Source organism: Vibrio fluvialis (assembly GCF_900460245.1).
In the GTDB taxonomy this organism is placed as follows: Bacteria; Pseudomonadota; Gammaproteobacteria; order Enterobacterales; family Vibrionaceae; genus Vibrio; species Vibrio fluvialis.
Genome location: NZ_UHIP01000001.1, coordinates 1,604,993 through 1,631,251 on the forward strand (window position 1 = coordinate 1,604,993; position 26,259 = coordinate 1,631,251).

Genomic DNA, 26,259 nt, shown 5'->3' on the forward strand with positions numbered 1-26,259 from the left:
AAGTCCCTTTATTCCGTTGATTTGATAAGCAGCGCGACGTGGCGCAAAGATTGTCTCGCTGCCTGGCTGACACCCGCTAGCTGGAAAAATCCGTGGATGACGCCCAGATAGCGCTGGCAATGCGCTTCAACGCCCTGCTTGGTCAGCAAAGCATAGAGCTTTTCCCCCTCGTCGCGCAAAGGATCGCACTCAGCAGTCAGGATATGAGTCACAGGTAGGCCTGCTAAATCACCTCTTTGCAACAGATTGAGTTCGGGTAGATGCAATTTTCCTGATGAGTAGAGTTCAAAACCAGAGAGCAGCATTTGCCGCGTGATTACATAGTCGTCACCAAAGATTTGATAGCTCTCAGAGCAGCCAAACGGGTCCAGCATTGGATAAATCAGTATCTGCTGTTTCGGAAGCCATTCTGCTTGCTGTTTGAGTCTCAAGCAGGTCGCCAGAGCCAAATGGCCACCTGCGCTGTCACCGATAAGGGTAATGTTCGACGCGTCACCACCCAATACGTGAGCGTTTTCATAAATCCACTGAGTGGCATCGAACGCATCATTGTGAGCTGTCGGATAGAGGAATTCCGGTGCCAATCGATAACTGACCGCCACCACCATGGCATTGCTCAGTTGGGCTAACGTGGCCAATTGTTGATGATGCGTTGTAAAGCTTCCGCTCACAAAACATCCACCATGAAAATACACCGCCATCGGTTGGTTTGAACGCTGATCACGACGATAAATACGCAAGCGAATATGACCGATTGCCCGCTCCTCAAACGTGACCGATTGAGGAGATTCTCCGGCAAGGGCCACACTTGCTTCATAGCCTTCGCGACGCTGAGCAATCGAAGGTAGTGGCAAGTCTTCCGCTTTCTGAGCAACAAATTCATCCACCAAAGCCGCTATGCCGGCTTCAAGTGTGGGTTCAAACGGTGAGCTGTGTTGTGAGGTTGGCATGATAACTCTTGTTCTGTGTCTCAATTTGGTGGTCATTGTATGAGATAGAGAACAACTGTATAAATATACAGATCACACTTTTTGCAGAGAAATTCAGGCTGGATGTAAAAAACGGGCCCCCATTCAGAATAGCCCGTCGATTACGCAAAAATAGTGGCGTGGCCTTATGGCTTCGCTCGCAGATCCAGATTATCGATCACATACAGGGTATTACCATCCACACGGCGGCGATCCGCATCGAGATATTTTTGCTCAAGTTTGCCATCGCTGGACCAGGTTGCAAAATCATCGTCATTGATCACGGCGATTTGCGTTGGACTCACCACCCACAAGCCTTCCAGTTTGTCATGAGGATAGTGAAGCTGCTTGGCCACATCCACCAGCAGAGTTTTCTGCACGGGCTTAATACCGTAAGCGTCAAGCGCATCCCAGCCCTGTTCCACCACCACTTGCTCAATGGTCTTTCCGCCAAGCATCAGGCCTAGCTTTTCGTCCTGCTGCACATCGCCAGCCGATGGCAGCGTTTCCAGGTCCGTCGCCCCACGCAAATCAATACGGTAAAGGTGTTTCATCGCTTTCGGTTTGTCGCGTAAAAATGCGCCGTCACGTTCAATCACCACAAACTCATTTGCAGACAAAGCGGAGATCCCGGAGTTTGAGTTCTGCTTTTTCTCCTGACGATAGAGATACTGATGCACGTTGCCATCGTTCAGATCCACCGTCACGATGCGAACCACGTCGCCATCTTTAGTCGATTTGTTCGGGTTCATCATGGTTGACTGCATTATCCCCACCAGCGTGGTTTCGTCTGGCGTAATCGCTAAGCCTTCCATACCGCGGTTCGCGCGGCGATGAGCAAATTCTTGTGGCAAGTGCCAGGTATCACGACTGTCTTGCGTAAAGGCATTGATACGGCCAATTTCGACACCATTCTGATCAAAATGCACTAGGTGTGGGCCATATTCATCACTGACCCAAAACGTACCATTGCGCAGCGCCACCAACCCTTCAGGGTCCAGACCATAATCGTCGAGTTTAAGTGGGTTCTTGGATTGTTCAAACGGCTGCTGGCTGTTGACCACAATCGGATCGCCGCTGGCATCGTAAGGTGTTTCACCAGTACCGCCTAGCGCCGAGGTGTTAGGCAGACCAGTAATGGGAGTGCCATCCGGACGTTTAAGCAGAATCGTTTTCAACTGTTTCACTGTGCCCTTTGAGGTCACTTCAAACAAGCCGATACGCGGAGTGTAATCAGGCACAGGGAACATTTTGCCTTTACCGAGACTGCCATGAGGATAGTCGGCATTCGGACCACGGTCAGTGATGGCATAAAACTGATTCGGATTGCTCGGATGTGCACACATATCCGACCCGTATCCGCCATTACGAATCTCGATAGCGTGACCTGAGGTGCCCTTCAGATCCGAACGCAGCACTTGATAAGGCAGGCTGGCCCCTTGCTGCTTATCAATGCTACCTATCGAACTTGTTTGCGCAGCCTGCGCTGAACCGACCAACACGCTTAACAGTAATGCAGCGGGCAGGTATTTTCCCTTACTCATAAAATTCCCCATACAAGTGGTTGTTTAATAGAACAATGCCGAGATGGGAAACTAATCTACGCCGTGATTATGACGTTTTGGGTAATTTGATATGACAAACAAAAGCGGAAAAGAATGGAGTGAATACGCTCAGCAAACGCAGTTTCTGCCGTTTTCTTTGCCTTGATAGAGAGCGCGGTCAGCCTGTTTAAGCAGTGCAAACGGATTACACCTTCCCTTCTGAGTGGAGGCAACGCCAATTGTGACAGTCAACATGATATCTTGTTGCTGATAGTGCATTTTGTGGACTTCCACCAGGCGACGCAATTTATCCGCGATCGCAAACGCCGTCTGGTAGTCAGTGTGAGGCAACAGCACCGTAAACTCCTCTCCGCCCATGCGGGCGAGCGTGTCGTATTCCCGCAAGTGAGACTGCAAGCTCTGGCTGATTTGTTGCAGCACGTAGTCACCGGCATCATGGCCGAAGCGATCATTGATCTGCTTAAAGAAGTCGAAATCGATAGCAAGAATTGAAAGCTCCTGCTTGTCTCTGCTGCTGCGCAGCAGTTCTTCATGCAACTCCTGTAAGAAATAGCGGCGGTTGTAGGCTCCCGTCAGTGGGTCGGTTGTCGATTCTTTTTGCAACCGCAGCTCCAGCTCTTTCTTCTCAGAGATATCGATCAATTGCCCTGACCAAATCATCTTTCCTTCATTAGACAGCGACGGAATAGAGTGACCATACAACCAGCGTAATTTCCCCCCAGCTTTGACCCGAAACTCACACTTCCACTCTTCGAGTGTCTGAGCCGCTTGTTCAATGCTCTGACGCACTTTGCTGACGTCTTCAGGATAAATGGCATCAAACACGGGCGCTGCATCCCGAGCCGCATCTTCCGGTGACACGCCGAAAATATCCTTCAGTTTCTGACTGGCGTAAGGGAAACGGCACGAACCATCGTCGAGATACTCGAACTGATAAAGAACAGCCGGTGAAACTTTGGCTAATGACTGAAGATGATTATTGAGCGAGACCAGTTCGCTGATGTCGATAATCGAGCCGACATAGTACTGACTTCGCCCGTCTTCAGAGGTGACCGTTCTGGCCCGGTCTGCCAGCCAGATATATTGACCGTCTGCGCGGCGAAAACGGTATTCGCAATCCAGAATGGCGTTTTCACCCTGCGCGCGCCATTTGGCCACCCGCTCATCGTATTCACTCAAATCCTGAGGATGAATATGCCGACGCCACCAATTGACCTGGTTGATCACGTCCCCATCTTTGTACATCAGCAACGCTTCAACGCCGCGGGTAATAAACTGAACACGTTGGTCTTTGTCAGTCGAAATCTTGTAGATCACCGTCGGGCATAAATCCATGATCATATTGAGATCTTTACTGAGTAACTCGTTCTGTGCCTGAATATGTTTATAAGCGGAAATGTCGATGTGCGTGCCCAGCATCCATTCAGGATTGCCGCTTTGATCCCAGGACACAATGCGACCGTAATCGCGCACCCAGACCCAGTGGCCATCTTTATGTCGCATACGAGCTTCGCACTCGTAGTACGGCTTCTCACCATTAAAATGGGCGTTAAGAGCCACTTCAGACAGCGCCAGATCGTCGGGATGAGCCAAATTTAACCAGGTATTAATGTCGGTTGGCGCCAACTCCTGTAAGTTGTAACCAACAATACCTGCCCAGCGCTCATTGAATTTGGTTTCACCGGTTTGAACATTCCATTCCCAAGTCGCAATTTGAGCGCAATCGAGAATCTGTTTCATACGCTGGATATGCAGAATCGACGGATGCGACGCATCTTCAATCTGCACAAGATACTGAAGCTGACCCGTTTTATCCTGAATACTGGAGATTTGCCCGGAGTAGAGCGTGCCGCTAACCACAGTAGTAATGTGCAAAGCATCGGAGGATGGGAAATGGTGCTGAATGTCGGCGAAAGACAGCTCCCCCTCTCCATCAGTTGAGGTCAGGAGCAGCTGATTTAAGTGGGTAACGTGCTGAAATGTTTGCGCCGAATGAGATAACAGCTCTCCCGTCGATGCAAACAACAAAGTGATCGTTCCTTTCACTACAAGATCCCTAACGCACTAATTTATTGTTATTTTTATTCATAGTAGTTGAGCAACCGGCAATTACCACACAATATGTGTATGTTTATCACAAAATATTAGCGCTCCGTTGCTCAGTTTTGCCAGCGATCACAAATTCCAGCTCAGAAGTTCAAACCCAATGAAACCAAGGTATTACGTGCTTCCTGAGCCGTCACAAACTGGAACGAATGAAACCCCTGATTGATCGCACCCTGAACATTGGCTGGCATGTCATCCATAAATACCGATTCATGTGGCAAGATGTTTTGGCTGTGAGCCAGATGTTGATAAATGCGCGGATCCGGTTTGAGTAACCCACACTCACTTGACACGACGGCACCAGAAAACTTTGGCCAGAAATCATAGGTTGCTTTCAGATGGGCGACGATTTCATTGACGTTGTCCGTCAATGCATAAAGGGTGTAACCCGCGTTCAGCAAGTCATCCATCAACGTTTGCGTACCGTCGATCAGTTGCTGAGTGGCTTTGATGTAGTGAAACAGTGTCTCCAGTTCTGCGGGTTCAATACCCAGCGTAGTATGAAACTGCAACTGTGCCTGTTGTTCTGTGTAGTGTCCTTTATTGAGATCACGCCAAATCTCACTTTGGAACAGCAGCTTCGCGCGCTGTTTTGCCTGCTCGGTTTCCCCAAAAGTGAGCGCGGAAATTTCCGCAGGTGCCCACTTAACGATCACATTACCAATATCAAACACCACATTTTTTATCGCCATAAACGCCTCCTGATTATGGTTCGAGTCTAGCTCAGGTTTACGACAAGGTGTTGAAAGCTGACTCGCATTGATACTAATTCAACGATAAAAAAACCGCTCCGAAGAGCGGTTTAGTCGTCAATATTTACGCCTAAGCGCCTTTTGGTGGCGTAAACGCCGTCAGTGGAAGCGCTTCACCCTGCCATTTTTCAATCTTGACCAGTGACGAGTTACCCGCGCAACCGTTAGCCAAGCGTGATGACGGAATGTCCGCGGTCAATACGTTACAGCCGCCGTTTTTACAGATGCCATGTGGTTTGTCGAAATCTGGCCACGCTCCTTCATGAATACACACCGAACCTTGTTTGATGCCATCCGTAATAAGGGCTCCCACCAGAACCTGGCCGCGATCGTTAAACGCTCGCACCAAGTCTCCATCGGCAATACCACGCGCTTTTGCATCTTCCGGATGAATCCAGATAGGCTCTCGGTTGGCAATCGCATACAGCTCACGCAGTTTGGCGTAGTTCAACTGGCTGTGCAGACGATGGGCCGCGTGCGACGTCATCAGTTGCAACTCACCATCTTTGGCATTGCCCACCCACTCCGTTGGCGGCAGCCAGGTCGGATGCGGAGGACAATCTTTATAACCAAAACTCTCAATGGTTTTAGAGTAAATTTCGATCTTGCCACTTGGCGTACCCAATGGATTCAGAATCGGATCTTCACGGAAATCTTTATAGCGCACGAATTTCGCGTTCTCTTCATTCCACTTCATCTCAATCAGTTGATTCTGTTTCCAGAAGTAGCTGAAGTTTGGCATCGCAATGCGGTTAGCTCGGCCAATTTTCTGAGCGTCTTTGTAGAAACCCGCCAGCCATTCCATTTCGGTTTTGCCATCCATATAGACGTCACGACCGCCTGGTTTGAGTAGCTCAGCCATATCCGCAAACACATCCAGGTCGTTGCGCGCTTCAAACTGTGGTTCGATCACCTGCTTCATCGGCACCAAGTGCTGGTTACTGTAGTCCCCGGTCATGGTCATGTCGTTGCGTTCAAACGAGGTCGTGATTGGCAGAACCACATCCGCGTGTTTTGCCGCGGCGGTCCAGTATGGTTCAGAGATCACAATCAGTTCTGGTTTTTGCCACGCTTTGATCAGACGGTTGGTGTCCTGATGGTGAGTAAAGTTTGCACCGCCCGCCCACCAGATCATTTTGACATCAGGGAAGACTCGTTCATGACCGTTGTGTTGGTATTTACCACCAGGATTTTCCAGTGCTTCGACAATACGAGCCACTGGGAACGCATTAACAGCGCCCGAGACCGCCCAGTCGTTACCCGCAGAAGAAGCTCCCGCAATCTCCGCAGAAATTGCCGGTAAAACGCCAGCATTGCGCGTTGGGTTACCACCGTTGGAATAGTGGTAAGAGAAACCAAAACCGCCACCCGGTAAACCAATCTGGCCCAACATAGCGGCCAGTGTAACCAGCATCCAGTGTTTCTGTTCGCCATACTGCTGACGCTGAATTCCCCAGCCCGACATGATCATCGTGCGGTTCTGACTGAAAATATCCCCCAGCAGTTCCAACTGTTTAGCGGGTACGCCACAGATGCCTTCCGCCCATTGCGGAGTTTTCTCGACACCGTCCGACTTACCTAACAGGTAGTCTTCAAATTTGTCGTAACCTGATGTGTACTTATTCAGAAATTCCACATCGTGCTGTTTCTTTGTTACCAGCGAGTGCGCGACCCCCAGCAGCATCGCCACGTCCGTTCCCGGATGCGGTGCAATCCACTGTGCTTTGTCACCAAAAAACTCGATGGTTTCGGAGCGCATTGGGTCGACAGCAATGATGGTTTTGTTGGACTTTTGCAGTTGATGGAAGAACTCCAGACCCGCGCCATCGGTACTCGACCAGGCAATTTTCAGCGTGTTCAGTGGGTTTAAACCCCACAGTACGACGACGTCCGAATTCTCCATAATCATCGGGTATGTCGTTTGCTGTTCATACACTTCGATTGACCCTACCACGTGTGGCATGATCACTTGCGCTGCACCGGTTGAGTAGTCGCCAAGGTGGCCGGAATAACCGCCCGCCATGCTCATGTAACGTTGCAGCAATGTCTGCGCTTTGTGCAGGATACCACTGGATCGCCAACCATATGAGCCAGCAAAGACGGACTCGGCACCGTACTGCTTACGAATACGCATATGCTGTTCATGAATGAGCTTGTACGCTTGGTCCCAACTAACACGGACGAACTCATCGTCTCCGCGTGTGCCCTGAGGTTTAGATGGGTTGGCCAGATAGCCTTTGCGTACCATCGGATATTTAACGCGTGCTTGAGTATGCGCCTGATCCGGCGCAGAACTTTGCAGGCTGTTTTCCACGGTTTGTGGCAGCGCATTGGTCGATGACACGATTTTGCCATCTTTCACTTCAACCAACATCGCGCCCCAGCGGCCAGCAGTCAACACTGCTGAGCCACTGCGTTCGTTGGCAAATACAGGCATAGGTGCAACAGATGAAATGGCAAACGCGCCCGCTGTCATACCTGCACCTTTCAGAAAACTTCGACGTGTGAGAGTGGTCATCACTGAATCCTTATACTGGTTATTGAGCGGCATCTTTTGCGTTGTATTGGAAGAACTTAGTCAGAATCTCTAAATCTTCTTTGCTGATGGATGTACGATCACCCATGCTTTTTGCCACCGCAGGCCATGCGTTGACCGTAAAGTGCTCGCTTGGAATCTTGGCGTGACAGGTTGAACAGTAAACGTTGTCCAACTGCTCGGCGTAAGACCACAACGAATCGATTTTCGCCAGCACAGGCGTTTCGATGTCACCCTGTAGCTCAACACTGCGCCATTTATTACCGTAATCGTCTTCAGTGTATTCGCCCGTAGTCAGCGCGTTCTGGCCCGCTTCAGTCAGGATGGCCACCACCGCACGCTTGCCTTGCCCCATGTAAAGCACTTGCTCCGCGCCTTGCATCTGGTAAGCCGTCAGAGAAACCGTGCGCTTGCCATCTTTATCGCTCATCACTGCCAGTTTGGTTGCCGGATTAATGGTGCCCAACTCACCGATTGGAGTCGCTTGCATGGTGAACACTTCTTTTGCCGTTGCCGGGGTCAGTTTGGCTTCATCCACCAGATGAGCCAGCGCCTGACTATCCATTTTCACTTCAGGCAGGATATGCGCGACGCCTTTGTGACAGTCGATACAAGTTTGGTTGTTCTCAATACCGTACTGGTGCATCTTTTGCGCTTCAGGAGTCTGGTCGTAGGTTTCCATCGCGTCTTCTGAGTGACAAGAGCGACAAGTCACCGAATCATTCGCCTTCAACTGCGCCCAGACCGTTTCGGCCATTTCGGCACGATGCGCTTCGTACTTCTCATCCGTGCTGATCTTTTTGGTAATGAACTCGTGGTAGATGTCTTTAGACGCACGAATCTTAGTGATCAGGTAATCGATGGTATCGGTGGGGATATGACAGTCCGCACATTCAGCACGAATGCCTTTTGCATTCGTAAAGTGCACGGAACCCTGATACTCCTTGTAAGGGGTTTCCATGGTGTGGCAAGAGACGCAGAACTCGGTGCTCGAGGTCTTTTCCAAAATGGCATGCGTTCCGCCGAGTGTCAGCCAACCTATGACTACACCAATGACGAGAAGCAGCACGATCGCGCTTTTTTTAATACTCATTTGTCCTCACAAATCTGTGGGTTTGATAACGAAATGTCGCAGCTCAACTGGGTGAACTGAAGTTAATTACGTATGCAATCCTACCCCTAAAGGGCTAAGACTATTTGACAATAGTCAACGGAATCCCAAATTGGGCGTGAGACAGATCACTTTTTGTACCGGAATCAAATTCTGATATTGCGATTCACCACAAATTCTCACAATTTGTATGGATATTGTGATTTTGAGCTTAGTGTAATGCAGGGGAAAACGGCAGGTAGGCAGAATGAAAAACAAAAAAAGCCGCGAAATTGAACACTCTAATGAGCTTCAATGACGCAGCTTCTTTGTGAAGGTATGCAGTATTATTGGGCTTGTTTGGCAACCAGAGCGGCCATGACAGCTTCACGGTTTTCCAGATAATCGTTCAAGCCCGCTTTACGCAGGTGACACGATGGGCAGTCTCCACAACCATCGCCGATGATACCGTTGTAACAAGTCAGTGTTTCATTACGAACTAACTCCAGCGCGTCATTTTGATCCGCCATTGCCCAGGTTTCCGCTTTGTTCAGCCACATCAGCGGCGTACGAATTTCCAGCTCGCGATCCATTCCTTGAACCAATGCGCTGTTCATCGCTTTAACGAAGTCGTTGCGACAATCCGGATAGCCGGAAAAATCTGTCTCACACACGCCGGTAATGACGGTCTGCGCGCCAATTTGGTAAGCATAAATGCCCGCCAGAGTCAGAAACAGAATATTGCGCCCCGGAACAAATGAGTTTGGCAGGCCATTTTCTTGGAGTTCGTGCGACACCGGAATGTCGTCTCGAGTCAGTGAGCTGATTGCCAACTCATTCAACAGACCGACATCCATCACTTTGTGCGCTTTTACACCCAGTTTTTTCGCCAGCGTCTGTGCTACTTCAATCTCCAGCTTGTGACGCTGACCATAGTCGAACGTAATGGCATGCACTTCATCAAACTCTTTCAAAGCCTGAACCAAACAGGTCGTTGAATCCTGACCGCCGCTGAACACGACAACTGCTTTTTTCATTCCGCTACTCCTTTAAGCAATGCTGAGATATTTGTGAGTCTGAATCGACAAGCGCCAGTTTCGCGCAATACAAGTCTCAATGCATAGCTGGGTTGCACGTGGTTTCTGGCTGATCGGCTGTAGCGCGATCACAGTCGTTTCCGGCACCTTGGCACGAGCAAGTAGCTGATCCAGATTGTCGATGTCTTTGTCAGTCGCAACCGGGTGCTTAATTTCATTTGCTCTGCGCAGCGCAGAATCGATTACTGGCAATTTGCCTTTCATCGCCACTTTTGGTGACACTGTCACCCAAGTATTTTCGGTTGCCTGAACGTCAAAGGTACCGCTGGTCTCTATTTGACAGCGGCAGCCAATCGCTTCAAATGCCTGCGTCAGAGGCACTAAATCATAGATACAAGGTTCGCCACCTGTAATCACGATATGTTTAGCACTGTAGCCCTGAGCACGATATCGCTCGATGATCTGTTGCGCTGATGCGGAGCACCAGTTCGGATTGTCTTCCGTTTTCACCAGAATTTCATCAAATGAGCGCTCATCAGCGGGCTCGGCATCCCAGGTCTGTTTCGTATCACACCAGGCACAGCCAACAGGACATTCTTGCAGACGAACAAACACCGCAGGCACGCCAGTAAACACGCCCTCGCCCTGAATCGTCTCAAACATTTCGTTTACTTTATACAAGGTAAAATTGCCTAACTTGTTATCCAAAAATTGCAGGTCGCTGACCTTAAAGGATGCGTTGGTGAAGGTCAATTTAAAACCGCCGTTCAACACACAAAAAGCCGCAACTTAACTCCACCTATTGCATAAGCAGAATTCGCACACTCAGATCAAAGCTACGCATAAATATTCGACACCATTTTCATCAAAAACGCGCATCCTGTCATATTTTAGGTATAATCTGACCTTTCGTTTCGCGCAGACTTTTTAGGTAAGACATGTACAAACTGATCGCTCTCGATATGGATGGCACCCTGTTAAACAGCCAAAAGCAAATTTCACCACGCACCAAACTGGCGATTGCTGAGGCTCGCGAACAAGGGATTAAAGTGGTTCTGGCGTCCGGTCGTCCGATTGACGGCATGCGCAACAAGCTCGAAGAACTGAACATTCAATCGAAAGACGATTACGTGCTCTACTACAACGGCTCGATGGTTGCCAACGTCGGTACTGGCGAGATCATCTACCAGCAGATTCTTGATGGCCGCAGCGCGAAAATGGTGGCCCGTCTGGCCAACGAAATGGGCGTTAATACCCATGCATTTAGCCAAATTCATGGTTTGATTACTCCGAAAACCAGCAAGTACACCGAAGTTGAAGCGCAAATTAATGGCCTTTCTATTACCGAGATGGATTTTGAACAACTGGAAGATGATCACCCAATCATCAAAGCCATGATTGTGGCCGAACCTGAGCTGCTCACCCGCACTATCGCCAGTCTGCCAGCGGATCTGCATCAGCAATATACGATCGTACAAAGCGCGCCATTCTTCCTTGAGTTCCTTAATACTCAAAGCAACAAAGGCGTGGGTGTCAAAGCGATTGCCGACCACCTGAATATTCCGGCCAGCCAGGTCATCTGTATGGGTGATGCCGAAAACGATCATCACATGCTGCAATACGCAGGGATGGGCATTGCCATGGCTAACGCGATGGAAGAAACGAAGCGCATCGCCGATTACATCACGCTAAGCAATGACGAAGATGGTGTGGCTGCGGCGATTGAAAAGTTTGCCCTCAACAAAGAGCGTTGCGACGCGTAAGTGCTCCCAGGACACAAAAAGGCGGCCAACAGCCGCCTTTTTGTTTTGCCCGATTCTATTTTTCAAAGCCCTGACCCAGCACTCGCTGATGTGCTTGCAACAAAGTGTATTCCTGCATGCCGTGTGGGATCAGAACACACACTCTCAATTGCTCCGCTTTAGCTTTCTTGAGGCGTTCGCTCAGTTCTGCCGCACTGGTAAAGCGCTCACGTTCAGCATCGCGACGACACAAATCGATAAAATCAAACGTGCATGACTTGGCAAACAGCACCAACTCAGCCTGTTGCATGTAGCGCAGTGCTTTGAGAGGCAATAACTCCACATCTTTGCCAAATTCTACCCAGGTCACTTCACCATCATCATCCAGCGGTTTATCGAGTGCCTTGATGTACATTTTTTCCAGGCTTTCGCGATCTTTGGCATTTTTTACTTCGGTATCCGCAAAAAACATCTCCCAGAATTTGCGACGGAGATCAACTGTTGGCAAAAATTCTTTGATGGAGTTTCGTTTCGACGCACCAAAATCCGCCAGTAGTCCAAGGTTCTGAGGCAAAACGGCTTCGAGAGTTTCCCGTACGTTGCGAATCAGCACCGGCGACGCGCCACCGCTAGAGATAGCAAGCTGTACACGGCCACGTTCGATCATCGAAGGGGTAATAAAATCGCAGTAAGGTTGATCATCAACCACATTGACTAAAATACCCATGTTTTTTGCATCTTTATGCACCTGATGATTTAAGTCCGGGTTATCGGTTGTCGCCCAAACCTGCAGATATTCTTTGGTGAGAATCTGAGACGTGTAAAAATTTTGAATCCACTGACACTTACCGTCATCCACTAAGGATTGCAGAGTTGAGGCAATTTGTGGAGAAACAATAGTCACTTTGGCTCCGGCGCGAAGGAGCGCATCTATTTTGCGGCACGCAACCTCCCCTCCGCCTACGACGAGCACCGGTTTGTTAGTTAAATCCAGGAACAGAGGAAAATATCGCATTTTATTTTGGTCACAATCTAAATAACTATGCGTTTCATGCTACCAAAAAAGGTGCAAGGAAATCACTAGCTAAGGTGGATGAAATAATTAATCACCGAATTTTAGCCGGGGATCAGCATTTTATATTGAAATCTCACACAAACTATAAGTGTTAATATTAAGTTAACAGTTAATTGTCCTTCTACCATTCTGTTGCACTAATCGTGTGCCCAGTTGCACTATTTACAACCGCGTAACATTTCGCCATTCTAACTACAGCTTAGGTTTGTGTTCTCAAACGAAAATCTTTTTAAATTATATATTTGAGAATCCTTTATTCCTTACCTACGCTTATAAACGGTTGATTTGTAAATGTGCGATTGAGCCCAAATACAGCCGAAACTAATAATAAAACACAACATTTTCTGAACCTTGTATCAGGTGTCACCTGGTCAACGATGGATCATACAGGAAGGATACAAATGGCAAATAAACTAACAGTTCTTGCTTCCGTTGTAGCGGCATCTACTGCCCTGATGGCTAACTCAGCCTCAGCTGCGGACAGCACCCTAGACAAAGTATTGTCTCAAGGTTTTCTGACTTGTGGCGTGAGTACTGGTCTTCCGGGCTTCTCGAACCCTAACGCAAAAGGCGAATGGGAAGGGATCGATGTGGAATATTGTCAAGCGCTTGCAGCTGCAGTTCTTGGTGACAAAACTAAGGTCAAATACGTACCTCTGACCGCAAAAGAACGCTTCACTGCCCTGCAGTCTGGCGAAATCGACGTTCTGTCTCGTAACACCACTTGGACTCTACACCGCGATTCAGCGCTGGGTCTGAACTTTGTTGGTGTGAACTACTACGACGGTCAGGGCTTCATGGTTAAGAAAGATCTTGGCATTTCAAGTGCTAAAGAGCTGGATGGCGCATCTGTCTGTGTTCAATCAGGTACAACTACCGAGCTAAACCTTGCAGACTACTTCCGTAATAACGGTATGAGCTACAAGCCAGTCGTATTCGATACAGCAGCGCAAACTTCAAAAGGTTTCGATGCCGGTCGTTGTGACGTACTGACTACTGACCAATCTGGTCTGTACGCTCTGCGCCTGAACCTGGAAAAACCAGATTCAGCTGTTGTACTACCTGAAATCATTTCTAAAGAGCCTCTGGGTCCAGTTGTTCGTCAGGACGACGACAAGTGGTTCAACGTAGCGAAATGGACTCTGTTCGCGATGGTTAACGCGGAAGAATACGGCATCACTTCTAAGAACGCAGACGAAATGCTGAAGTCTGACAACCCAGAAGTTAAACGCATTCTGGGCGTCGACGGTCCTAAAGGTTCAGGTCTGGGCATCCGTGACGACTGGGGTTACCAAATCGTGAAACAAGTGGGTAACTACGGTGAAAGCTTCGAGCGCACAGTAGGTAAAGGTTCGCCTCTACAAATTTCTCGTGGCGTGAACGCGCTGTGGAATGCGGGCGGCTTTATGTACGCTCCACCTATCCGTTAATAAAGATTGATAAAAATGGGCGGTTTCGGCCGCCCTTTGTCAAAAATGGATAAGAGGTTATCGCTGTATGAAACCTACGAATACTGCTGTGCAAAAAGCAGCGAGCTCGGCTCCCGCTAAAAGCACAAATTTATTTTACAATCCCACTTTTCGTTCAGTTGTTTTTCAGCTGATCGCTATTGCCGCTCTGGTTTTCTTCTTTTACACCATCATTAATAATGCCCTGACGAACCTGGAATCGCGTGGTATCGCGACTGGTTTTAAATTCCTTGATCAACCTGCTGGCTTCGGGATTGGCCTGACTTTGATCGACTACAACGAGACGTACTCCTATGGACGTACCTTCGTGGTGGGTCTGCTGAACACCGCACTGGTGTCAGTTTTGGGTATTATTTTCGCAACTCTGATCGGTTTTGTGCTCGGTATTGCACGCCTGTCGTCCAACTGGCTGGTGAGTCGTTTGGCCGCGGTGTATATCGAAACGTTCCGTAACATCCCTCTTCTATTACAGATCTTCTTCTGGTACTTCGCGGTACTGCAAGCTCTGCCATCTCCACGTGAGAGTATGAGCCTGGGAGAAGCGGTGTTTCTGAACGTTCGTGGCTTGTTCTTCCCTGCACCTGTGTTTGAGAAAGGCTCCAGCGTGGTGTTGATCACTCTGGTAGCAGGCATTATCGCCTCCGCCGTGATCAATATCTGGGCGAACAACAAGCAACGTTTAACTGGTCAGCAAACACCGATGGGGCGCATCATCCTGACACTGTGTGTCGGTCTGCCTCTGCTGGTGTATTTCATTATGGGTATGCCAATTTCTGCGCAATATCCGGAACTGAAAGGGTTTAACTTCCGTGGTGGTATCAGCATCATTCCGGAATTGGCAGCTTTGCTTGTCGCGCTGAGTGTTTACACCGCCGCGTTCATTGCCGAGATCGTCCGTTCTGGTATTAATGCCGTAAGCCATGGTCAGACAGAAGCGGCAATGTCGCTGGGTCTGCCACGCTCTAAGACTCTGAAACTGGTCATTATTCCTCAGGCTCTGCGTATTATCATCCCGCCACTCACCAGCCAATATCTGAACCTGACCAAAAACTCATCGCTTGCGATGGCAATTGGTTACCCGGATTTGGTGTCGGTATTTGCGGGCACAACGCTGAACCAGACCGGTCAGGCAATTGAAATCATTGCAATGACCATGGGTGTCTACCTGACACTAAGTCTGATTACGTCAGCGTTGATGAACTTGTATAACCGTAAAGTTGCTTTGGTGGAGAGATAAGATGAAGACACATCAGTTTCAACCTAGTCTGCCGCCACCATCCAACACCACTGGCGTTGTCGGCTGGCTGCGTAAAAACCTGTTTAACAGTCCGCTGAATTCCGTTGTCACTATTGTGTTGGCGTATATTGCCTTCTCAGCAATCTGGCATGTTCTGGACTGGGCCATTATCAAAGCAGACTGGGTCGGCACGACCCGCGATGCCTGTACTCGTGATGGCGCCTGTTGGGTTTTCATCAGCGTGCGCTGGGAACAGTTCATGTATGGCTTCTACCCGCAAGCAGAGCTGTGGCGCCCTCGCCTGTTCTTTGCAACGCTGGCGATTTTCATCGCTCTTCTGGCGTATGAAAAGACACCTAAACGTACCTGGATTTGGCTGTTCTTTGTCAACATCTACCCATTCCTGATGGCAGGCCTGCTGTATGGCGGTGTGTTCGGACTGGACGTGGTTTCCACCCATAAGTGGGGTGGTTTGTTGGTAACGTTGATCATTGCGTTGGTCGGTATTGTTGTATCACTGCCTATCGGTGTCGCACTGGCCCTAGGTCGCCGCTCTGACATGCCTGTTATCCGCAGTCTGTGTACGGTGTACATCGAAGTGTGGCGTGGTGTTCCACTGATCACGGTTCTGTTCATGGCGTCAGTTATGTTGCCACTGTTCCTATCCCAAGGTTCAGAGACGGATAAACTGCTGCGCGCCCTGATTGGTGTGGTGATGTTCAGTGCCGCGTATATGGCTGAGGTTATTCGTGGTGGTTTACAGGCGATTCCTAAAGGTCAGTACGAAGCCGCGGACGCTCTGGGTCTGAGCTACTGGAAAAAGATGGGACTGATTATTCTGCCTCAGGCACTGAAAATCACCATTCCATCGATCGTAAACACCTTCATTGGTCTGTTTAAAGACACCAGCTTGGTACTTATCATCGGTATGTTTGATGTACTGGGCATCGGTCAGGCTGCAAACACCGACCCGGAATGGTTGGGTTTTGCAACTGAGAGTTATGTATTTGTCGCGTTAGTGTTCTGGGTGTTCTGTTTCGGCATGTCGAGATACTCGATTTGGCTCGAACGTAAACTCCATACCGGCCACAAACGATAAGCAATCTTTCAAGGAACGTATTATGACGCAACAAAATTCTGGCGATCTCATGATTCAGATTAAGGACATGAATAAGTGGTACGGTGAGTTTCACGTACTGAAAAACATCAACCTGGACGTAAAAAAAGGTGAGCGTATTGTTATCTGTGGACCTTCCGGCTCCGGTAAATCCACCATGATTCGCTGCATCAACCGCCTGGAAGAGCATCAGAAAGGACAGATTGTCGTGTCTGGCAATGAACTGACTGAAGATCTGAAAAACATTGAAGCCGTTCGGCGTGAAGTGGGTATGTGTTTCCAACACTTTAACCTCTTCCCTCACCTGACGGTTTTGGAAAACTGTACGCTGGCACCTATTTGGGTGAAAAAGATGCCGAAAGAGGAAGCTGAAGCGATTGCGATGAAATATCTCAAGCGCGTTAAGATTCCGGATCAGGCAGATAAGTACCCTGGCCAGTTGTCCGGTGGTCAGCAGCAACGTGTGGCGATTGCGCGTTCACTGTGCATGAATCCTCAGGTAATGCTGTTTGATGAGCCGACCTCGGCACTCGACCCAGAGATGGTGCGCGAAGTACTCGACGTTATGGTTGAGTTGGCAGAAGAAGGCATGACCATGTTGTGTGTAACGCACGAAATGGGCTTTGCCAAAGAAGTGGCTGACCGCGTGATCTTTATGGATGCAGGTGAAATTATCGAGGAAAACAACCCGAAAGATTTCTTCGAAAATCCACAATCCGACCGTACTCAGGCTTTCCTGGCGCAGATTCTGCACCACTAACAGGCCCAAACTCACAATCTAAAGAGGCGAATTATCGCCTCTTTTCTTTTGGCATTTATGCTATCCGCTTGGTGAGATTGAACATCAACAACACGATTCATCGGACTCGATCACCACAAAACATTTCAGCCAAACCATAAAAAACACATAGTATTCAAATAAATACTTCAAAAATCTTTCGTTGATTGGAAATATTGTGTTACAACTTGTTCACACCTATCCGCCCATTTTTTGATTATTATTTCCAGTAATTGTTAGTGGCAGAGGCTTGAAATATGGAACTTTTGGCCTCATAAATGTCCATATAAATATCAACACCTTTCTATGAGGAAGAGTATGAACAGTCCTATGTATTCACGCACCTCGTCTTATGACAGTGCTCTACAAACAAACAAAGTGCTGCGTAACACGTATGCACTGCTTTCAATGACACTGCTTTGGTCTGCGGTTGTGGCTGGTATCTCGATGGCGATGAACCTTCCTCGCCCGGGTCTGATCATCATGCTGGTTGGTTTCTACGGCCTGCTGTTCCTGACTGAAAAGAACCGTAACAACAGCATGGGTCTTGTATTTACGTTCCTGTTTACCGGATTCCTGGGCTACACCATCGGTCCAATCCTGAACATGTATGTGGGTGCAGGTATGGGCGACGTCGTGCTGACAGCGCTGGGCGGCACAGCTCTGGCGTTCATGGGTGCTTCAGCATACGCACTGACCACAAAACGTGACCTGTCTTTCCTGGGTGGTCTGTTGATGGCGGGCTTCGTGGTACTGCTAATTGGTATGGTAGCGAACATCTTCCTGCAAATGCCAATGCTTTACTTGGCGATGAGCGGCATGTTTGTTCTGTTCTCAACGGGTGCAATTCTGCTGACAACACAGCAAATTGTTCGCGGTGGTGAAACCAACTACATCTCAGCGACCATTACTCTGTATGTGTCTATCTACAACCTGTTCATCAGCCTGCTAAGCATTCTTGGCGTGATGCGCGACGATTAATTCGCTCGCTTAAGGTAGAGATTCTAAGCCCGAAAGCTTTGCTTTCGGGCTTTTTACTTTTTGGAACAATCACCAATACCCCTTGAGCAAATGCACGGGCTTCGCTACCCTTAGCGCAAACTGACGATTGGACAATAAAGATGTTTGAATACAACGGCAAATCGATTGAAACCGACGCACAAGGTTATCTGCTGGACTACACCTTGTGGGAAGAAGGAATGATTGACATGCTTGCCAAGGATGAAGGCCTGACTTTGACGGATGCTCACTTAGAAGTGGTGCACTTCGTGCGTAATTTCTATGAAGAATTTAAAACCTCGCCAGCCATTCGTATGCTGGTTAAGGCGATGGAAAAAGAGCACGGTCCGGAAAAAGGCAACAGCAAATACCTATTCAAACTGTTTCCGAAAGGCCCGGCTAAACAAGCAACCAAACTGGCAGGCTTGCCAAAACCAGCCAAATGCTTATAACGCCATGAGTAACGAAATCCTGTGAGCGAGCCTCTTACAGGATTTCAAATCCTCTATAGTGCTTGTTGGTAATGCATTCTGACCGCTCAACGCACTCAACCGACGCCGTTCTTGGCCCTTCTTTCAACCATTCATGTAATGCGTCCACTTGTTGCGGATCACCACAGGCAATCACTTCAACATCTCCGCTGAATAAGTTTTTGGCATACCCGGTTAAACCCAGTGTTAGCCCCTGATGAGCGGTGTGATATCGAAAGCCGACTCCCTGCACTACACCCGACACAATAAACTTATCGCACTTTATCGACATCTGATTCCCTTCTTGTTCAGTGGTTGAGTCCTCTTCCTTATTGGACAATAACCATTTCCTTAGTTTCGTAAACATTCGCGCACCTCTTGATCGCCTCCCCCAAGGATAGACAATTTTCACTCGGGCCACTGTGAGGTCATCGAAAAGACTATTTTCCTACGGAGTTTGCTTTTCTGGCTGAGTTCCATGAAAATACCCGCCCATTTCTATTAATCATTTGAGTAACGCAATGACTCCTGCAATCTATCTGGTCAAAGGTCGTGAGAAATCTTTACGCCGCAAACACCCTTGGGTGTTTTCTCGTGGTATCAGCAAAATCGAAGGTGAACCGGGTTTAGGTGACACCGTTGATGTGTATACCCACGAAGGCCAATGGCTTGCGAAAGCGGCATACTCACCGCATTCTCAAATTCGTGCTCGCGTTTGGAGCTTTGAAAAAGAAGCCATTGATACCGCGTTTTTTGTTAAACGTATCCAGCAGGCACAGTTGTTGCGCGATGATCTGATTGAGCGTGATGGTCTCACGGGTTACCGCCTGATCGCCGCAGAGTCTGATGGCTTGCCAGGCATCACCATCGACAAATATCAGGATTTTCTGGTGTGCCAGCTGCTCAGTGCAGGTGCAGAGAGCCAGAAAGACGCGCTGGTTGAAGCGCTGAAACAGTGTTTCCCGACATGCAGCATCTACGAACGCTCTGATGTCGCGGTACGCAAGAAAGAAGGTTTGGAAGAACGTGTCGGCGTTCTGCATGGCGAACTGCCGCCAAAATCAGTTGTAATTGAAGAAAATGGCGTGAAAATCAGCGTCGACATCGTCGGTGGCCACAAAACCGGTTTCTATCTGGACCAACGTGACAGCCGTTTCCAGTCGATGAAATATGTGAAGAACAAAGATGTCCTTAACTGTTTCTCTTACACTGGCGGTTTTGGCCTGTACGCGCTGAAAGGCGGAGCAAAGCGCGTGATCAACGCTGATGTATCTCAACCAGCGCTGGATACCGCGAAGTTCAACGCTGAACTGAATGAGTTTGATATTTCGAAAAAACGTGCGGTTTTCCTCAATGCAGACGTGTTCAAACTGCTGCGCGAATACCGCGACCAAGGCACCAAATTTGATGTTGTCATCATGGATCCGCCAAAGTTTGCGGAATCTAAAGCGCAGCTTAATGGTGCATGTCGTGGTTACAAAGACATCAACATGCTGGCGATGCAAATCCTTAATCCGGGCGGCACCCTGCTGACCTATTCGTGCTCAGGATTGATGGATCAGGTGCTGTTCCAAAAAATCATCGCCGATGCTGCACTGGATGCCGGCCGCAACGTGAAATTCATTGAACGCTTTGAACAGGCGGCGGATCACCCAACGGATACCGCTTATCCGGAAGGGTTCTACCTTAAAGGATTTGCCTGTAAGGTGTTGTAATCTGTGTTCTCAAGGCTTCCCATCCGGAAGCCTTTTTCTTACCTTCAGTCTCTCCAGAGTCATGTGCAATCAAGCGCACTTTTAGTGCATATACTCCAAAATAGTGCGTTGAAAGCAGACATTTTTGAGCATGACTAGGCCCGCGACATCGTAAAGTGACACTTTTATTACAACCCAAATCTCATGCCAGACCAGATGTAACAAGGTGTTTCCCCACTCGTTATTAACAAATTAGAAACCACTGATAAACATGGCATAAACATTGCGATTTGAATGATGATTTCTTAAAACGAAAAGGATCATTCAATGAGAAAAACAGTACTAGGCGCTTTATTTATCAGCGGCTTAATCTTCCTTCCAACCACATATGCAGCCACTCAGTTCAAACCCGAACACGTCTCTGTAGAGAAAGAAATTAAACCCGGACCGAACGTCTTCATCATCGATCAAAGCTGGGCAGGTTCAAGCATGATCACCGTGATCGGCGCGGACAACCTCGAAGCGAAGGGCAACATCTCCACGGGTTTGATCGCACAGTTTGGTTTATCGAAAGACAAAAAATCGCTCTACACCGCCTCGGTATACCCAAAACGCATTGTTTGGGGTGACATCGACGCTGTGGTGCAAAAGTTCGCGGTCAATTCTCTTAGCTTGGATAAAGAGATCGAATCTTCTCCCAAAATGGCGCAAGCCGCAGCTTACGTGAACACTTTCCAAACTTCCGCAACCGACAAATACGCGTTCGTACAAAACGCCACACCCGCTGCATCGGTATCTGTGGTGGATATTGCCAGCGGCAAAGCGCTGTTAGAAATCCCGACACCGGGCTGCTGGGGTATTTACGCATCACAGGATGACAACAAGTTCAGCTCCGCTTGCGGCGACGGCACCTTCTCAACCTACGTCATAGCTAAAGATGCGAAGAACTATACCGCGCATAAAAGTGAAAAGATTTTCGACACTGACGACGATGCGCTATTCATCACCGCACAGCGCGACGGCAGCAAACTGATGTTCACTTCGTTCAAAGGCAACATGTATGTCCTGAATGACACTGGCGAAACCGTGACGTTGGCAGACAAGTTCAACTACACCAAAGACATCGAAGGCAACTGGCTACCTGGTGGTTACGAAGTCATTGGCTACAACCAGCCTAACAAACTGATGTTCGTCACCATGCATCCGGATGGCAAGGAAGGCAGCCACAAAGACGGTGCTCAAGAAATCTGGGGCGTGAGCATGGATTCGCATAAGGTTGTGACGCGCATTGAAGCAGAAGAACCGATTTCTCTGGCCGTGTCTCAAACCAAAGCGCCGGATGTGTACACCCTGACCGACTTCGGCACCGTGGTGAAATACACCTTTAATGGCGGCAAGTTTGAAGGCACCAAAGTACATGAAGCGGAAGAGATGGGCAGTTTCACTCAAATGTTGATGGTGGATTACTGATATGAGCACATCCTGGATAACCCAATATCACCTGACCATCATGACTTTTTTCGTGTTGGTGTTTATTCAGGCCGCGCTGCATAAAGGAGCGGATCTACGTCGTTTTTCAGGCTACATCAGTCACTACTCACGCCACTTTGAACAACATGCCTACCCGCTTGCGGTGTTGTTATTGGTTGGCGAAATTGCGGCAGTGGTTCTGAGCATAACGCCGATAACCAATGTGGCCGGGGAACTGCTGATGCTACTGCTGCTCATCGGCTATACGCTCGCCATGAGCATGCAACTGAAAAGTGGCAACCGAGAAATTGACTGTGGATGTGGTGGAACACCGATCGTGGTATCGCGCCGCACGCTGTTACGCAATGCCATTCTGATAACGCTGGCAGGGTCGATGCTGATGACCGCTAACCAGCCCATCACCAGTTTGAGTCTGCTGATGGCTATCGCAGGCGGAGTGATTCTCTGGTTTGGGTATTACCTACTAGAGCAACTGATGCACAACCACGATTTGATTCTGAAGCTCGCTCAACACGAGCAGGAAAAGGACATCTAATGAATACTGTATTACTGTTTGCAGTCGGCTTTTTAGCTGTACTCGTCGCACTGCTGTTTATCGCTTTTATTGCGCTTTCCCGTCAGGTCGGGATTCTGTTTGAACGCATCTCTCCAGTGGGAGCCATGATCAACAACAATGGCCCTCAGTTGGGTGAGACGCCCAAACCGATGACGTTGATGTCTCTCAATCAGGGGGAAATCACGCTGGGTGGCGCGCAAGCAAAAAGTACCTTGGTGCTGTTCGTTGCACCATCATGCCCTATCTGTAAGGTGCTGCTTCCTCTCATCAATAGTTTGCAAAAAGCCGAATCGAGCTGGCTGAATGTGGTGCTGGCAAGTGACGGTGACGAACCCGCTCAACGCGCGTTGATTGCTCAGCATAAACTGGAAAACATTCCGTATGTGCTGTCTCAGGAGCTGGGCATGGCCTACCGCGTGGCAAAACTGCCGTTCTCTGTCCTCATGGATGAGCAGGGACAGATCGTGTCAAAAGGTCTGATCAATAGCCGCGAACAGCTCGAAAGCTTGTTCAACGCGAAAGAGAGCGGCTTTGAATCACTACAAGATTTCTCACACAAACAGACCGTGACGGTTAATCACTAAGCAGGAGACAGTGACAATGAAAAAATTCAGCGAAATGTTATTGAATGCCATGGACAGGCTCTCAGAGAAAACCGTCCGTCATTCCGCACGCCAGATTGGCCGCCGCAACTTTCTCGCCAAAGCAGGTGTGTTTATCGTCGGTACGGGCATGATGCCGCTGCTGCCATTTGACCGCTCAGCAGGCAAAGTGTTTGCAGCCGAAGGCCCGGGGGATGATATCAACAGCTGTGACTACTGGCGCTATTGCGCGCTCGACGGAAACTTGTGTTCCACATCCGGTGGCAGCGAAACCACCTGCCCTCCGGGTTCTGAAGCGTCCAAAGTGGCTTGGGTGGGCACATGTCTCAACCCGAACGACAATAAGAACTATCTGGTGTCGTATAACGACTGCTGTGGTAAAGCGATCGTGAACAGCTCAGTCGCGTGTCTCAACAGTGAACGTGAACGTCCGGGATACCGCATGGGTCTGCACAACGACATCAACTGGTGTATGGCGAACACCAACAAAGGCTACCATTGCACCGTAGCCGCACTGGTGGGGCTGGCGAATGAATAAACGCGCCGTTTCCCTATTGTTTGCTTTAGTGGCGCTTGGCACTCACTACCCAGTGAGTGCTGAATCCGACCAGGATAAATTCGTCACCAACTGCTCTGGCTGCCATGGAATGGACGCCAAAGGCATTATCGGTCTGGCTCCCTCGTTGGAAAACCCGCAGCTCTGGAACCGCCTTGGCGACAAGCGCGATCAGTACATTGCGGGTGTGGTAACAGGGGGGATGAGCGGTAAGATCGAGTCTTTGGGCAACAGCTATCAAGGATTTGCTATGCCTCCACAAAGTTTTCTTGAGACCGCGGATCTGGTGGAAATTACTCACTACATCCTGAGTGACATTAACCACCTTACTGGTGGGCCTGATGCCAATCTGATCGACAAATACAAGGAGAACCCACTCTCTCATCAGGAACTGCATCAACTGCGTGACGGAGACTAAGGTATGAAAACAACGCTTTACCGTCGTTGGGTACGAAGCGTCTTGATTACCTTCGCACTGTGTAACGGAGCGGCTTATGCCGCTTCCAACACGCCCCAGCAAAACTACATCCTCAAATGTTCCGGCTGCCATGACATAGATGGGTCCGGCTCAGTCGCCGGAGGTATCCCGCCTCTTCCCGGCTATCTGGGCGCATTTATGGACGATGAACAGGGACGGGTCTATCTGATGAACGTGCCTGGCGTGGTTGCATCCGGACTCAACAACCACGAGCTCGCCGTACTAATGAATTATCTCAATGACAAATGGGGCGATAAAGCCAATGCCAAACCCTATTCGCCTGAAGAGATCGCGCAGATTCGCTCCGCGCCATTGGAAGATGTAGTGAAATATCGCCGAGAAATCGTTAAACGCTTCAACGAACAAGGCATTGCCACAGGGTCGTATCCTTGGCCATAAAACACAAAGCCCGCATTATGCGGGCTTTCATTTAGCCTTCAAACAAGTAGGAAACATGTTCAATAACCTTGTTCCAAGAAGACAAAAATGGTTCGAACGGCTGTTCGGGAATAAATTTCTTCGCCGCCTGATTACCATGGAGATAGACAGCCTCTAGAGCCCATATGTGATGATCGGCGAAAATTGCCCAAGCATTTGCCCCATCTCGTAACCGCGCTAGACTCAGCACTGAAATGGATAGATAGCCCTCTATAAACGCTTTTGTTTTTGATAAGTCCAGACGAAACATGTACCAACATGCTCTAGCAATCTCATAACCTACAGGCATTCTCTGCGCCAAATCCCAGTCGATGACTTCGCTGACCTGCCCATCTTTGCCAAAAAACAGGTTGTAATGATGAAAATCACCGTGAATCACTTGCTCTTCTGTCGTACAAACATAGTGGTGCCAACTATCTGGTCGATTTAAATAGTCATACTGCACCCTAATGCGTTCAATCGCCCAGCGATCAACATTATCAGGTGATTCCACTTCCAGAACCGACGCCAAAATACGTTGAAGCCTTTCACACCATTCTTTTCCGTTCCAACACAATTTCATTTTGGGGAAGTCAGTAACATTGATAGCTCGTAATGCGTGGTGTAAGCGAGCCAAATAGATCCCCGCTTCACGCGCATGAGTACAAGAGAGCTGGAAGCTTTCTAACATCTCTCCCTTAGCTTCAGGGAACAACGCATAAAAGTGCCCTTCCCAGCATACAAGATCACCATTCAGGTGAGTTTTAATCGGCTTAAGAACTTGTGGAAGCTCAGTACTCAACGTATTTAGTAAATGATGTTCTCGATTGAGAGCAGATTGCAGGTTGCGACGATAAGATTTGAGGTAGTAACACTTCTTACCATCGTCAATACGATAAACCTGATTGGTTGCCCCGACTAAGATTGGTGTAATTTCAACTGGAAAGTTAACCCTAGGCCAGTGCTTAAGCACACAGCTAAGTAAGCATTCTTTATTCGTCACTGTAATGGAATCTCCAATTGCCAATAACCGACAGAAAGCCAACGCTCAAATTTATATCCGACCTGACTGAACTCGCCCACTTTGCGAAAGCCAAGGCTTTCATGCAGACCGATACTCGCCTCATTGGGTAAAGCGATAACGCCCAACACATTGCGGATCCCGAGGTCTTTGAGCTTGCTGAGCAACATCTGATAAATCGCTCGTCCCCACCCTTGCCCCTTGGCGTGTGGTGAAAGATAGATGGAAGGTTCGACGGTAAAGCGATAAGCGCTGCGGGCGTTCCATTGTCCGGCATAAGCGTATCCCACTACCGTACCTTCGTGTGCAACGACCAACCATGGCAATCCGGCCGCGCGAATTTTGTTCACCCTTTCGCCCATCTCACTCACGCTGATCGGCACTTCTTCAAAGGTAATTGTCGTCTGTTCGATGTAACGATTATAAATCTCGGTAATTGTTACGATATCAACGTCCTGAATGTCGCGTATTTCCATCACCTTTCCTTTGCTTTATCAGTGCAA

General features: G+C 48.8%; 26 protein-coding genes. 14 read left to right on the forward strand and 12 right to left on the reverse strand.

Going from position 1 to position 26,259, the window contains the following annotated elements; all coding sequences use genetic code 11:
* Positions 1–8: 8 nt before the first annotated feature.
* From DYA43_RS07550 to queE, 8 genes are all read right to left on the reverse strand, one after another.
* Positions 9–950 carry an alpha/beta hydrolase gene (locus DYA43_RS07550; protein WP_061056556.1) on the reverse strand — a complete coding sequence of 314 codons (942 nt, stop codon included), beginning with the start codon at positions 948–950 and terminating at the stop codon, positions 9–11.
* A 164-nt stretch (positions 951–1,114) separates the two neighbouring features.
* Positions 1,115–2,512: an esterase-like activity of phytase family protein gene (locus DYA43_RS07555; protein WP_061056557.1), complete on the reverse strand. Its 1,398-nt coding sequence runs from the start codon at positions 2,510–2,512 to the stop codon at positions 1,115–1,117.
* A gap of 129 nt (positions 2,513–2,641) precedes the next feature.
* Entirely contained in the window at positions 2,642–4,579 is a 1,938-nt protein-coding gene (locus DYA43_RS07560; RefSeq protein ID WP_061056558.1) for a sensor domain-containing diguanylate cyclase, read from the reverse strand.
* Between the two features lie 143 nt (positions 4,580–4,722).
* On the reverse strand, positions 4,723–5,331 hold the full coding sequence (locus DYA43_RS07565) for an HAD family hydrolase (protein WP_061056559.1): 609 nt from the start codon (positions 5,329–5,331) through the stop codon (positions 4,723–4,725).
* A gap of 130 nt (positions 5,332–5,461) precedes the next feature.
* The gene (locus DYA43_RS07570; protein ID WP_020327433.1) at positions 5,462–7,909 is read right to left on the reverse strand and encodes a molybdopterin guanine dinucleotide-containing S/N-oxide reductase; all 2,448 of its coding nucleotides are present in this window, start codon (positions 7,907–7,909) and stop codon (positions 5,462–5,464) included.
* Positions 7,910–7,928: 19 nt separating this feature from the next.
* A complete protein-coding gene (locus tag DYA43_RS07575) occupies positions 7,929–9,020 on the reverse strand; it encodes a NapC/NirT family cytochrome c (RefSeq protein WP_061056560.1) in 1,092 nt (363 codons plus the stop codon).
* A 344-nt stretch (positions 9,021–9,364) separates the two neighbouring features.
* Positions 9,365–10,054 (reverse strand): 7-cyano-7-deazaguanine synthase QueC, encoded by a 690-nt coding sequence (gene queC / locus DYA43_RS07580; protein ID WP_020327436.1) that lies wholly within the window; start codon positions 10,052–10,054, stop codon positions 9,365–9,367.
* Between the two features lie 12 nt (positions 10,055–10,066).
* Positions 10,067–10,735 (reverse strand): 7-carboxy-7-deazaguanine synthase QueE, encoded by a 669-nt coding sequence (gene queE, locus DYA43_RS07585; RefSeq protein ID WP_061057223.1) that lies wholly within the window; start codon positions 10,733–10,735, stop codon positions 10,067–10,069.
* A 257-nt stretch (positions 10,736–10,992) separates the two neighbouring features.
* Between queE and yidA the strand changes: the two genes are divergently transcribed.
* On the forward strand, positions 10,993–11,817 hold the full coding sequence (yidA, locus tag DYA43_RS07590; RefSeq protein WP_061056561.1) for a sugar-phosphatase: 825 nt from the start codon (positions 10,993–10,995) through the stop codon (positions 11,815–11,817).
* A 55-nt stretch (positions 11,818–11,872) separates the two neighbouring features.
* Here yidA and DYA43_RS07595 read toward each other — a convergent pair whose 3' ends face one another.
* Positions 11,873–12,811, reverse strand: a complete 939-nt coding sequence (locus tag DYA43_RS07595) for a precorrin-2 dehydrogenase/sirohydrochlorin ferrochelatase family protein (protein WP_061056562.1) — start codon at positions 12,809–12,811, stop codon at positions 11,873–11,875.
* A gap of 461 nt (positions 12,812–13,272) precedes the next feature.
* Here DYA43_RS07595 and DYA43_RS07600 point away from each other — a divergent pair, with 461 nt between their 5' ends.
* The 6 genes from DYA43_RS07600 to DYA43_RS07625 all read left to right on the forward strand — a co-directional run bounded on the left by DYA43_RS07600 (position 13,273) and on the right by DYA43_RS07625 (position 18,923).
* Entirely contained in the window at positions 13,273–14,301 is a 1,029-nt protein-coding gene (locus DYA43_RS07600) for an amino acid ABC transporter substrate-binding protein (RefSeq protein WP_020432941.1), read from the forward strand.
* 67 nt (positions 14,302–14,368) lie between these two features.
* On the forward strand, positions 14,369–15,577 hold the full coding sequence (locus DYA43_RS07605) for an amino acid ABC transporter permease (RefSeq protein WP_024373908.1): 1,209 nt from the start codon (positions 14,369–14,371) through the stop codon (positions 15,575–15,577).
* Position 15,578: 1 nt separating this feature from the next.
* Positions 15,579–16,676, forward strand: a complete 1,098-nt coding sequence (locus DYA43_RS07610) for an amino acid ABC transporter permease (RefSeq protein ID WP_020327443.1) — start codon at positions 15,579–15,581, stop codon at positions 16,674–16,676.
* 22 nt (positions 16,677–16,698) lie between these two features.
* Positions 16,699–17,454, forward strand: a complete 756-nt coding sequence (locus tag DYA43_RS07615; RefSeq protein ID WP_020327444.1) for an amino acid ABC transporter ATP-binding protein — start codon at positions 16,699–16,701, stop codon at positions 17,452–17,454.
* A gap of 336 nt (positions 17,455–17,790) precedes the next feature.
* The gene (locus tag DYA43_RS07620) at positions 17,791–18,453 is read left to right on the forward strand and encodes a Bax inhibitor-1/YccA family protein (RefSeq protein ID WP_020327445.1); all 663 of its coding nucleotides are present in this window, start codon (positions 17,791–17,793) and stop codon (positions 18,451–18,453) included.
* Positions 18,454–18,593: 140 nt separating this feature from the next.
* Positions 18,594–18,923: a TusE/DsrC/DsvC family sulfur relay protein gene (locus DYA43_RS07625; RefSeq protein ID WP_061056563.1), complete on the forward strand. Its 330-nt coding sequence runs from the start codon at positions 18,594–18,596 to the stop codon at positions 18,921–18,923.
* A gap of 34 nt (positions 18,924–18,957) precedes the next feature.
* Here DYA43_RS07625 and yccX read toward each other — a convergent pair whose 3' ends face one another.
* Positions 18,958–19,233, reverse strand: coding sequence for an acylphosphatase (yccX, locus tag DYA43_RS07630; RefSeq protein WP_024373907.1), 276 nt, complete (start codon positions 19,231–19,233; stop codon positions 18,958–18,960).
* 229 nt (positions 19,234–19,462) lie between these two features.
* On the opposite strand from yccX, the gene DYA43_RS07635 reads away from it, so the two are divergent.
* From DYA43_RS07635 to DYA43_RS23055, 7 genes are all read left to right on the forward strand, one after another.
* Positions 19,463–20,656 (forward strand): class I SAM-dependent methyltransferase, encoded by a 1,194-nt coding sequence (locus tag DYA43_RS07635; RefSeq protein WP_061056564.1) that lies wholly within the window; start codon positions 19,463–19,465, stop codon positions 20,654–20,656.
* Positions 20,657–20,962: 306 nt separating this feature from the next.
* The gene (locus DYA43_RS07640) at positions 20,963–22,105 is read left to right on the forward strand and encodes an amine dehydrogenase large subunit (protein ID WP_024373905.1); all 1,143 of its coding nucleotides are present in this window, start codon (positions 20,963–20,965) and stop codon (positions 22,103–22,105) included.
* A gap of 1 nt (position 22,106) precedes the next feature.
* Positions 22,107–22,661: a MauE/DoxX family redox-associated membrane protein gene (locus DYA43_RS07645; RefSeq protein WP_225869434.1), complete on the forward strand. Its 555-nt coding sequence runs from the start codon at positions 22,107–22,109 to the stop codon at positions 22,659–22,661.
* On the forward strand, positions 22,661–23,266 hold the full coding sequence (locus DYA43_RS07650) for a thioredoxin domain-containing protein (RefSeq protein WP_020327452.1): 606 nt from the start codon (positions 22,661–22,663) through the stop codon (positions 23,264–23,266). The genes DYA43_RS07645 and DYA43_RS07650 overlap by 1 nt, the downstream gene beginning before the upstream one ends.
* A 16-nt stretch (positions 23,267–23,282) precedes the next feature.
* Complete coding sequence (locus DYA43_RS07655; protein ID WP_020327453.1) at positions 23,283–23,822, forward strand: methylamine dehydrogenase light chain; 540 nt, start codon at positions 23,283–23,285, stop codon at positions 23,820–23,822.
* Positions 23,815–24,258: a c-type cytochrome gene (locus DYA43_RS07660; RefSeq protein WP_172465282.1), complete on the forward strand. Its 444-nt coding sequence runs from the start codon at positions 23,815–23,817 to the stop codon at positions 24,256–24,258. The genes DYA43_RS07655 and DYA43_RS07660 overlap by 8 nt, the downstream gene beginning before the upstream one ends.
* A 3-nt stretch (positions 24,259–24,261) precedes the next feature.
* On the forward strand, positions 24,262–24,717 hold the full coding sequence (locus tag DYA43_RS23055; protein ID WP_225869435.1) for a c-type cytochrome: 456 nt from the start codon (positions 24,262–24,264) through the stop codon (positions 24,715–24,717).
* A 31-nt stretch (positions 24,718–24,748) separates the two neighbouring features.
* Here DYA43_RS23055 and DYA43_RS07670 read toward each other — a convergent pair whose 3' ends face one another.
* On the reverse strand, positions 24,749–25,738 hold the full coding sequence (locus DYA43_RS07670; protein ID WP_061056565.1) for a phosphotransferase: 990 nt from the start codon (positions 25,736–25,738) through the stop codon (positions 24,749–24,751).
* On the reverse strand, positions 25,735–26,232 hold the full coding sequence (locus tag DYA43_RS07675) for a GNAT family N-acetyltransferase (protein ID WP_061056566.1): 498 nt from the start codon (positions 26,230–26,232) through the stop codon (positions 25,735–25,737). Before DYA43_RS07675 ends, DYA43_RS07670 begins: the two co-directional genes overlap by 4 nt.
* Positions 26,233–26,259: the final 27 nt, after the last annotated feature.

Bases quoted from the DNA above. Each gene is read 5' to 3' on its own strand.
- DYA43_RS07550 (WP_061056556.1), bottom strand. From the start codon at position 950: ATGCCAACCTCACAACACAGCTCACCGTTTGAACCCACACTTGAAGCC.
- DYA43_RS07555 (WP_061056557.1), bottom strand. From the start codon at position 2,512: ATGAGTAAGGGAAAATACCTGCCCGCTGCATTACTGTTAAGCGTGTTG.
- DYA43_RS07565 (WP_061056559.1), bottom strand. From the start codon at position 5,331: ATGGCGATAAAAAATGTGGTGTTTGATATTGGTAATGTGATCGTTAAG.
- DYA43_RS07570 (WP_020327433.1), bottom strand. From the start codon at position 7,909: ATGACCACTCTCACACGTCGAAGTTTTCTGAAAGGTGCAGGTATGACA.
- DYA43_RS07575 (WP_061056560.1), bottom strand. From the start codon at position 9,020: ATGAGTATTAAAAAAAGCGCGATCGTGCTGCTTCTCGTCATTGGTGTA.
- queC (WP_020327436.1), bottom strand. From the start codon at position 10,054: ATGAAAAAAGCAGTTGTCGTGTTCAGCGGCGGTCAGGATTCAACGACC.
- yidA (WP_061056561.1), top strand. From the start codon at position 10,993: ATGTACAAACTGATCGCTCTCGATATGGATGGCACCCTGTTAAACAGC.
- DYA43_RS07595 (WP_061056562.1), bottom strand. From the start codon at position 12,811: ATGCGATATTTTCCTCTGTTCCTGGATTTAACTAACAAACCGGTGCTC.
- DYA43_RS07600 (WP_020432941.1), top strand. From the start codon at position 13,273: ATGGCAAATAAACTAACAGTTCTTGCTTCCGTTGTAGCGGCATCTACT.
- DYA43_RS07605 (WP_024373908.1), top strand. From the start codon at position 14,369: ATGAAACCTACGAATACTGCTGTGCAAAAAGCAGCGAGCTCGGCTCCC.
- DYA43_RS07610 (WP_020327443.1), top strand. From the start codon at position 15,579: ATGAAGACACATCAGTTTCAACCTAGTCTGCCGCCACCATCCAACACC.
- DYA43_RS07615 (WP_020327444.1), top strand. From the start codon at position 16,699: ATGACGCAACAAAATTCTGGCGATCTCATGATTCAGATTAAGGACATG.
- DYA43_RS07620 (WP_020327445.1), top strand. From the start codon at position 17,791: ATGAACAGTCCTATGTATTCACGCACCTCGTCTTATGACAGTGCTCTA.
- DYA43_RS07625 (WP_061056563.1), top strand. From the start codon at position 18,594: ATGTTTGAATACAACGGCAAATCGATTGAAACCGACGCACAAGGTTAT.
- yccX (WP_024373907.1), bottom strand. From the start codon at position 19,233: ATGTCGATAAAGTGCGATAAGTTTATTGTGTCGGGTGTAGTGCAGGGA.
- DYA43_RS07635 (WP_061056564.1), top strand. From the start codon at position 19,463: ATGACTCCTGCAATCTATCTGGTCAAAGGTCGTGAGAAATCTTTACGC.
- DYA43_RS07640 (WP_024373905.1), top strand. From the start codon at position 20,963: ATGAGAAAAACAGTACTAGGCGCTTTATTTATCAGCGGCTTAATCTTC.
- DYA43_RS07645 (WP_225869434.1), top strand. From the start codon at position 22,107: ATGAGCACATCCTGGATAACCCAATATCACCTGACCATCATGACTTTT.
- DYA43_RS07650 (WP_020327452.1), top strand. From the start codon at position 22,661: ATGAATACTGTATTACTGTTTGCAGTCGGCTTTTTAGCTGTACTCGTC.
- DYA43_RS07655 (WP_020327453.1), top strand. From the start codon at position 23,283: ATGAAAAAATTCAGCGAAATGTTATTGAATGCCATGGACAGGCTCTCA.
- DYA43_RS07660 (WP_172465282.1), top strand. From the start codon at position 23,815: ATGAATAAACGCGCCGTTTCCCTATTGTTTGCTTTAGTGGCGCTTGGC.
- DYA43_RS23055 (WP_225869435.1), top strand. From the start codon at position 24,262: ATGAAAACAACGCTTTACCGTCGTTGGGTACGAAGCGTCTTGATTACC.
- DYA43_RS07675 (WP_061056566.1), bottom strand. From the start codon at position 26,232: ATGGAAATACGCGACATTCAGGACGTTGATATCGTAACAATTACCGAG.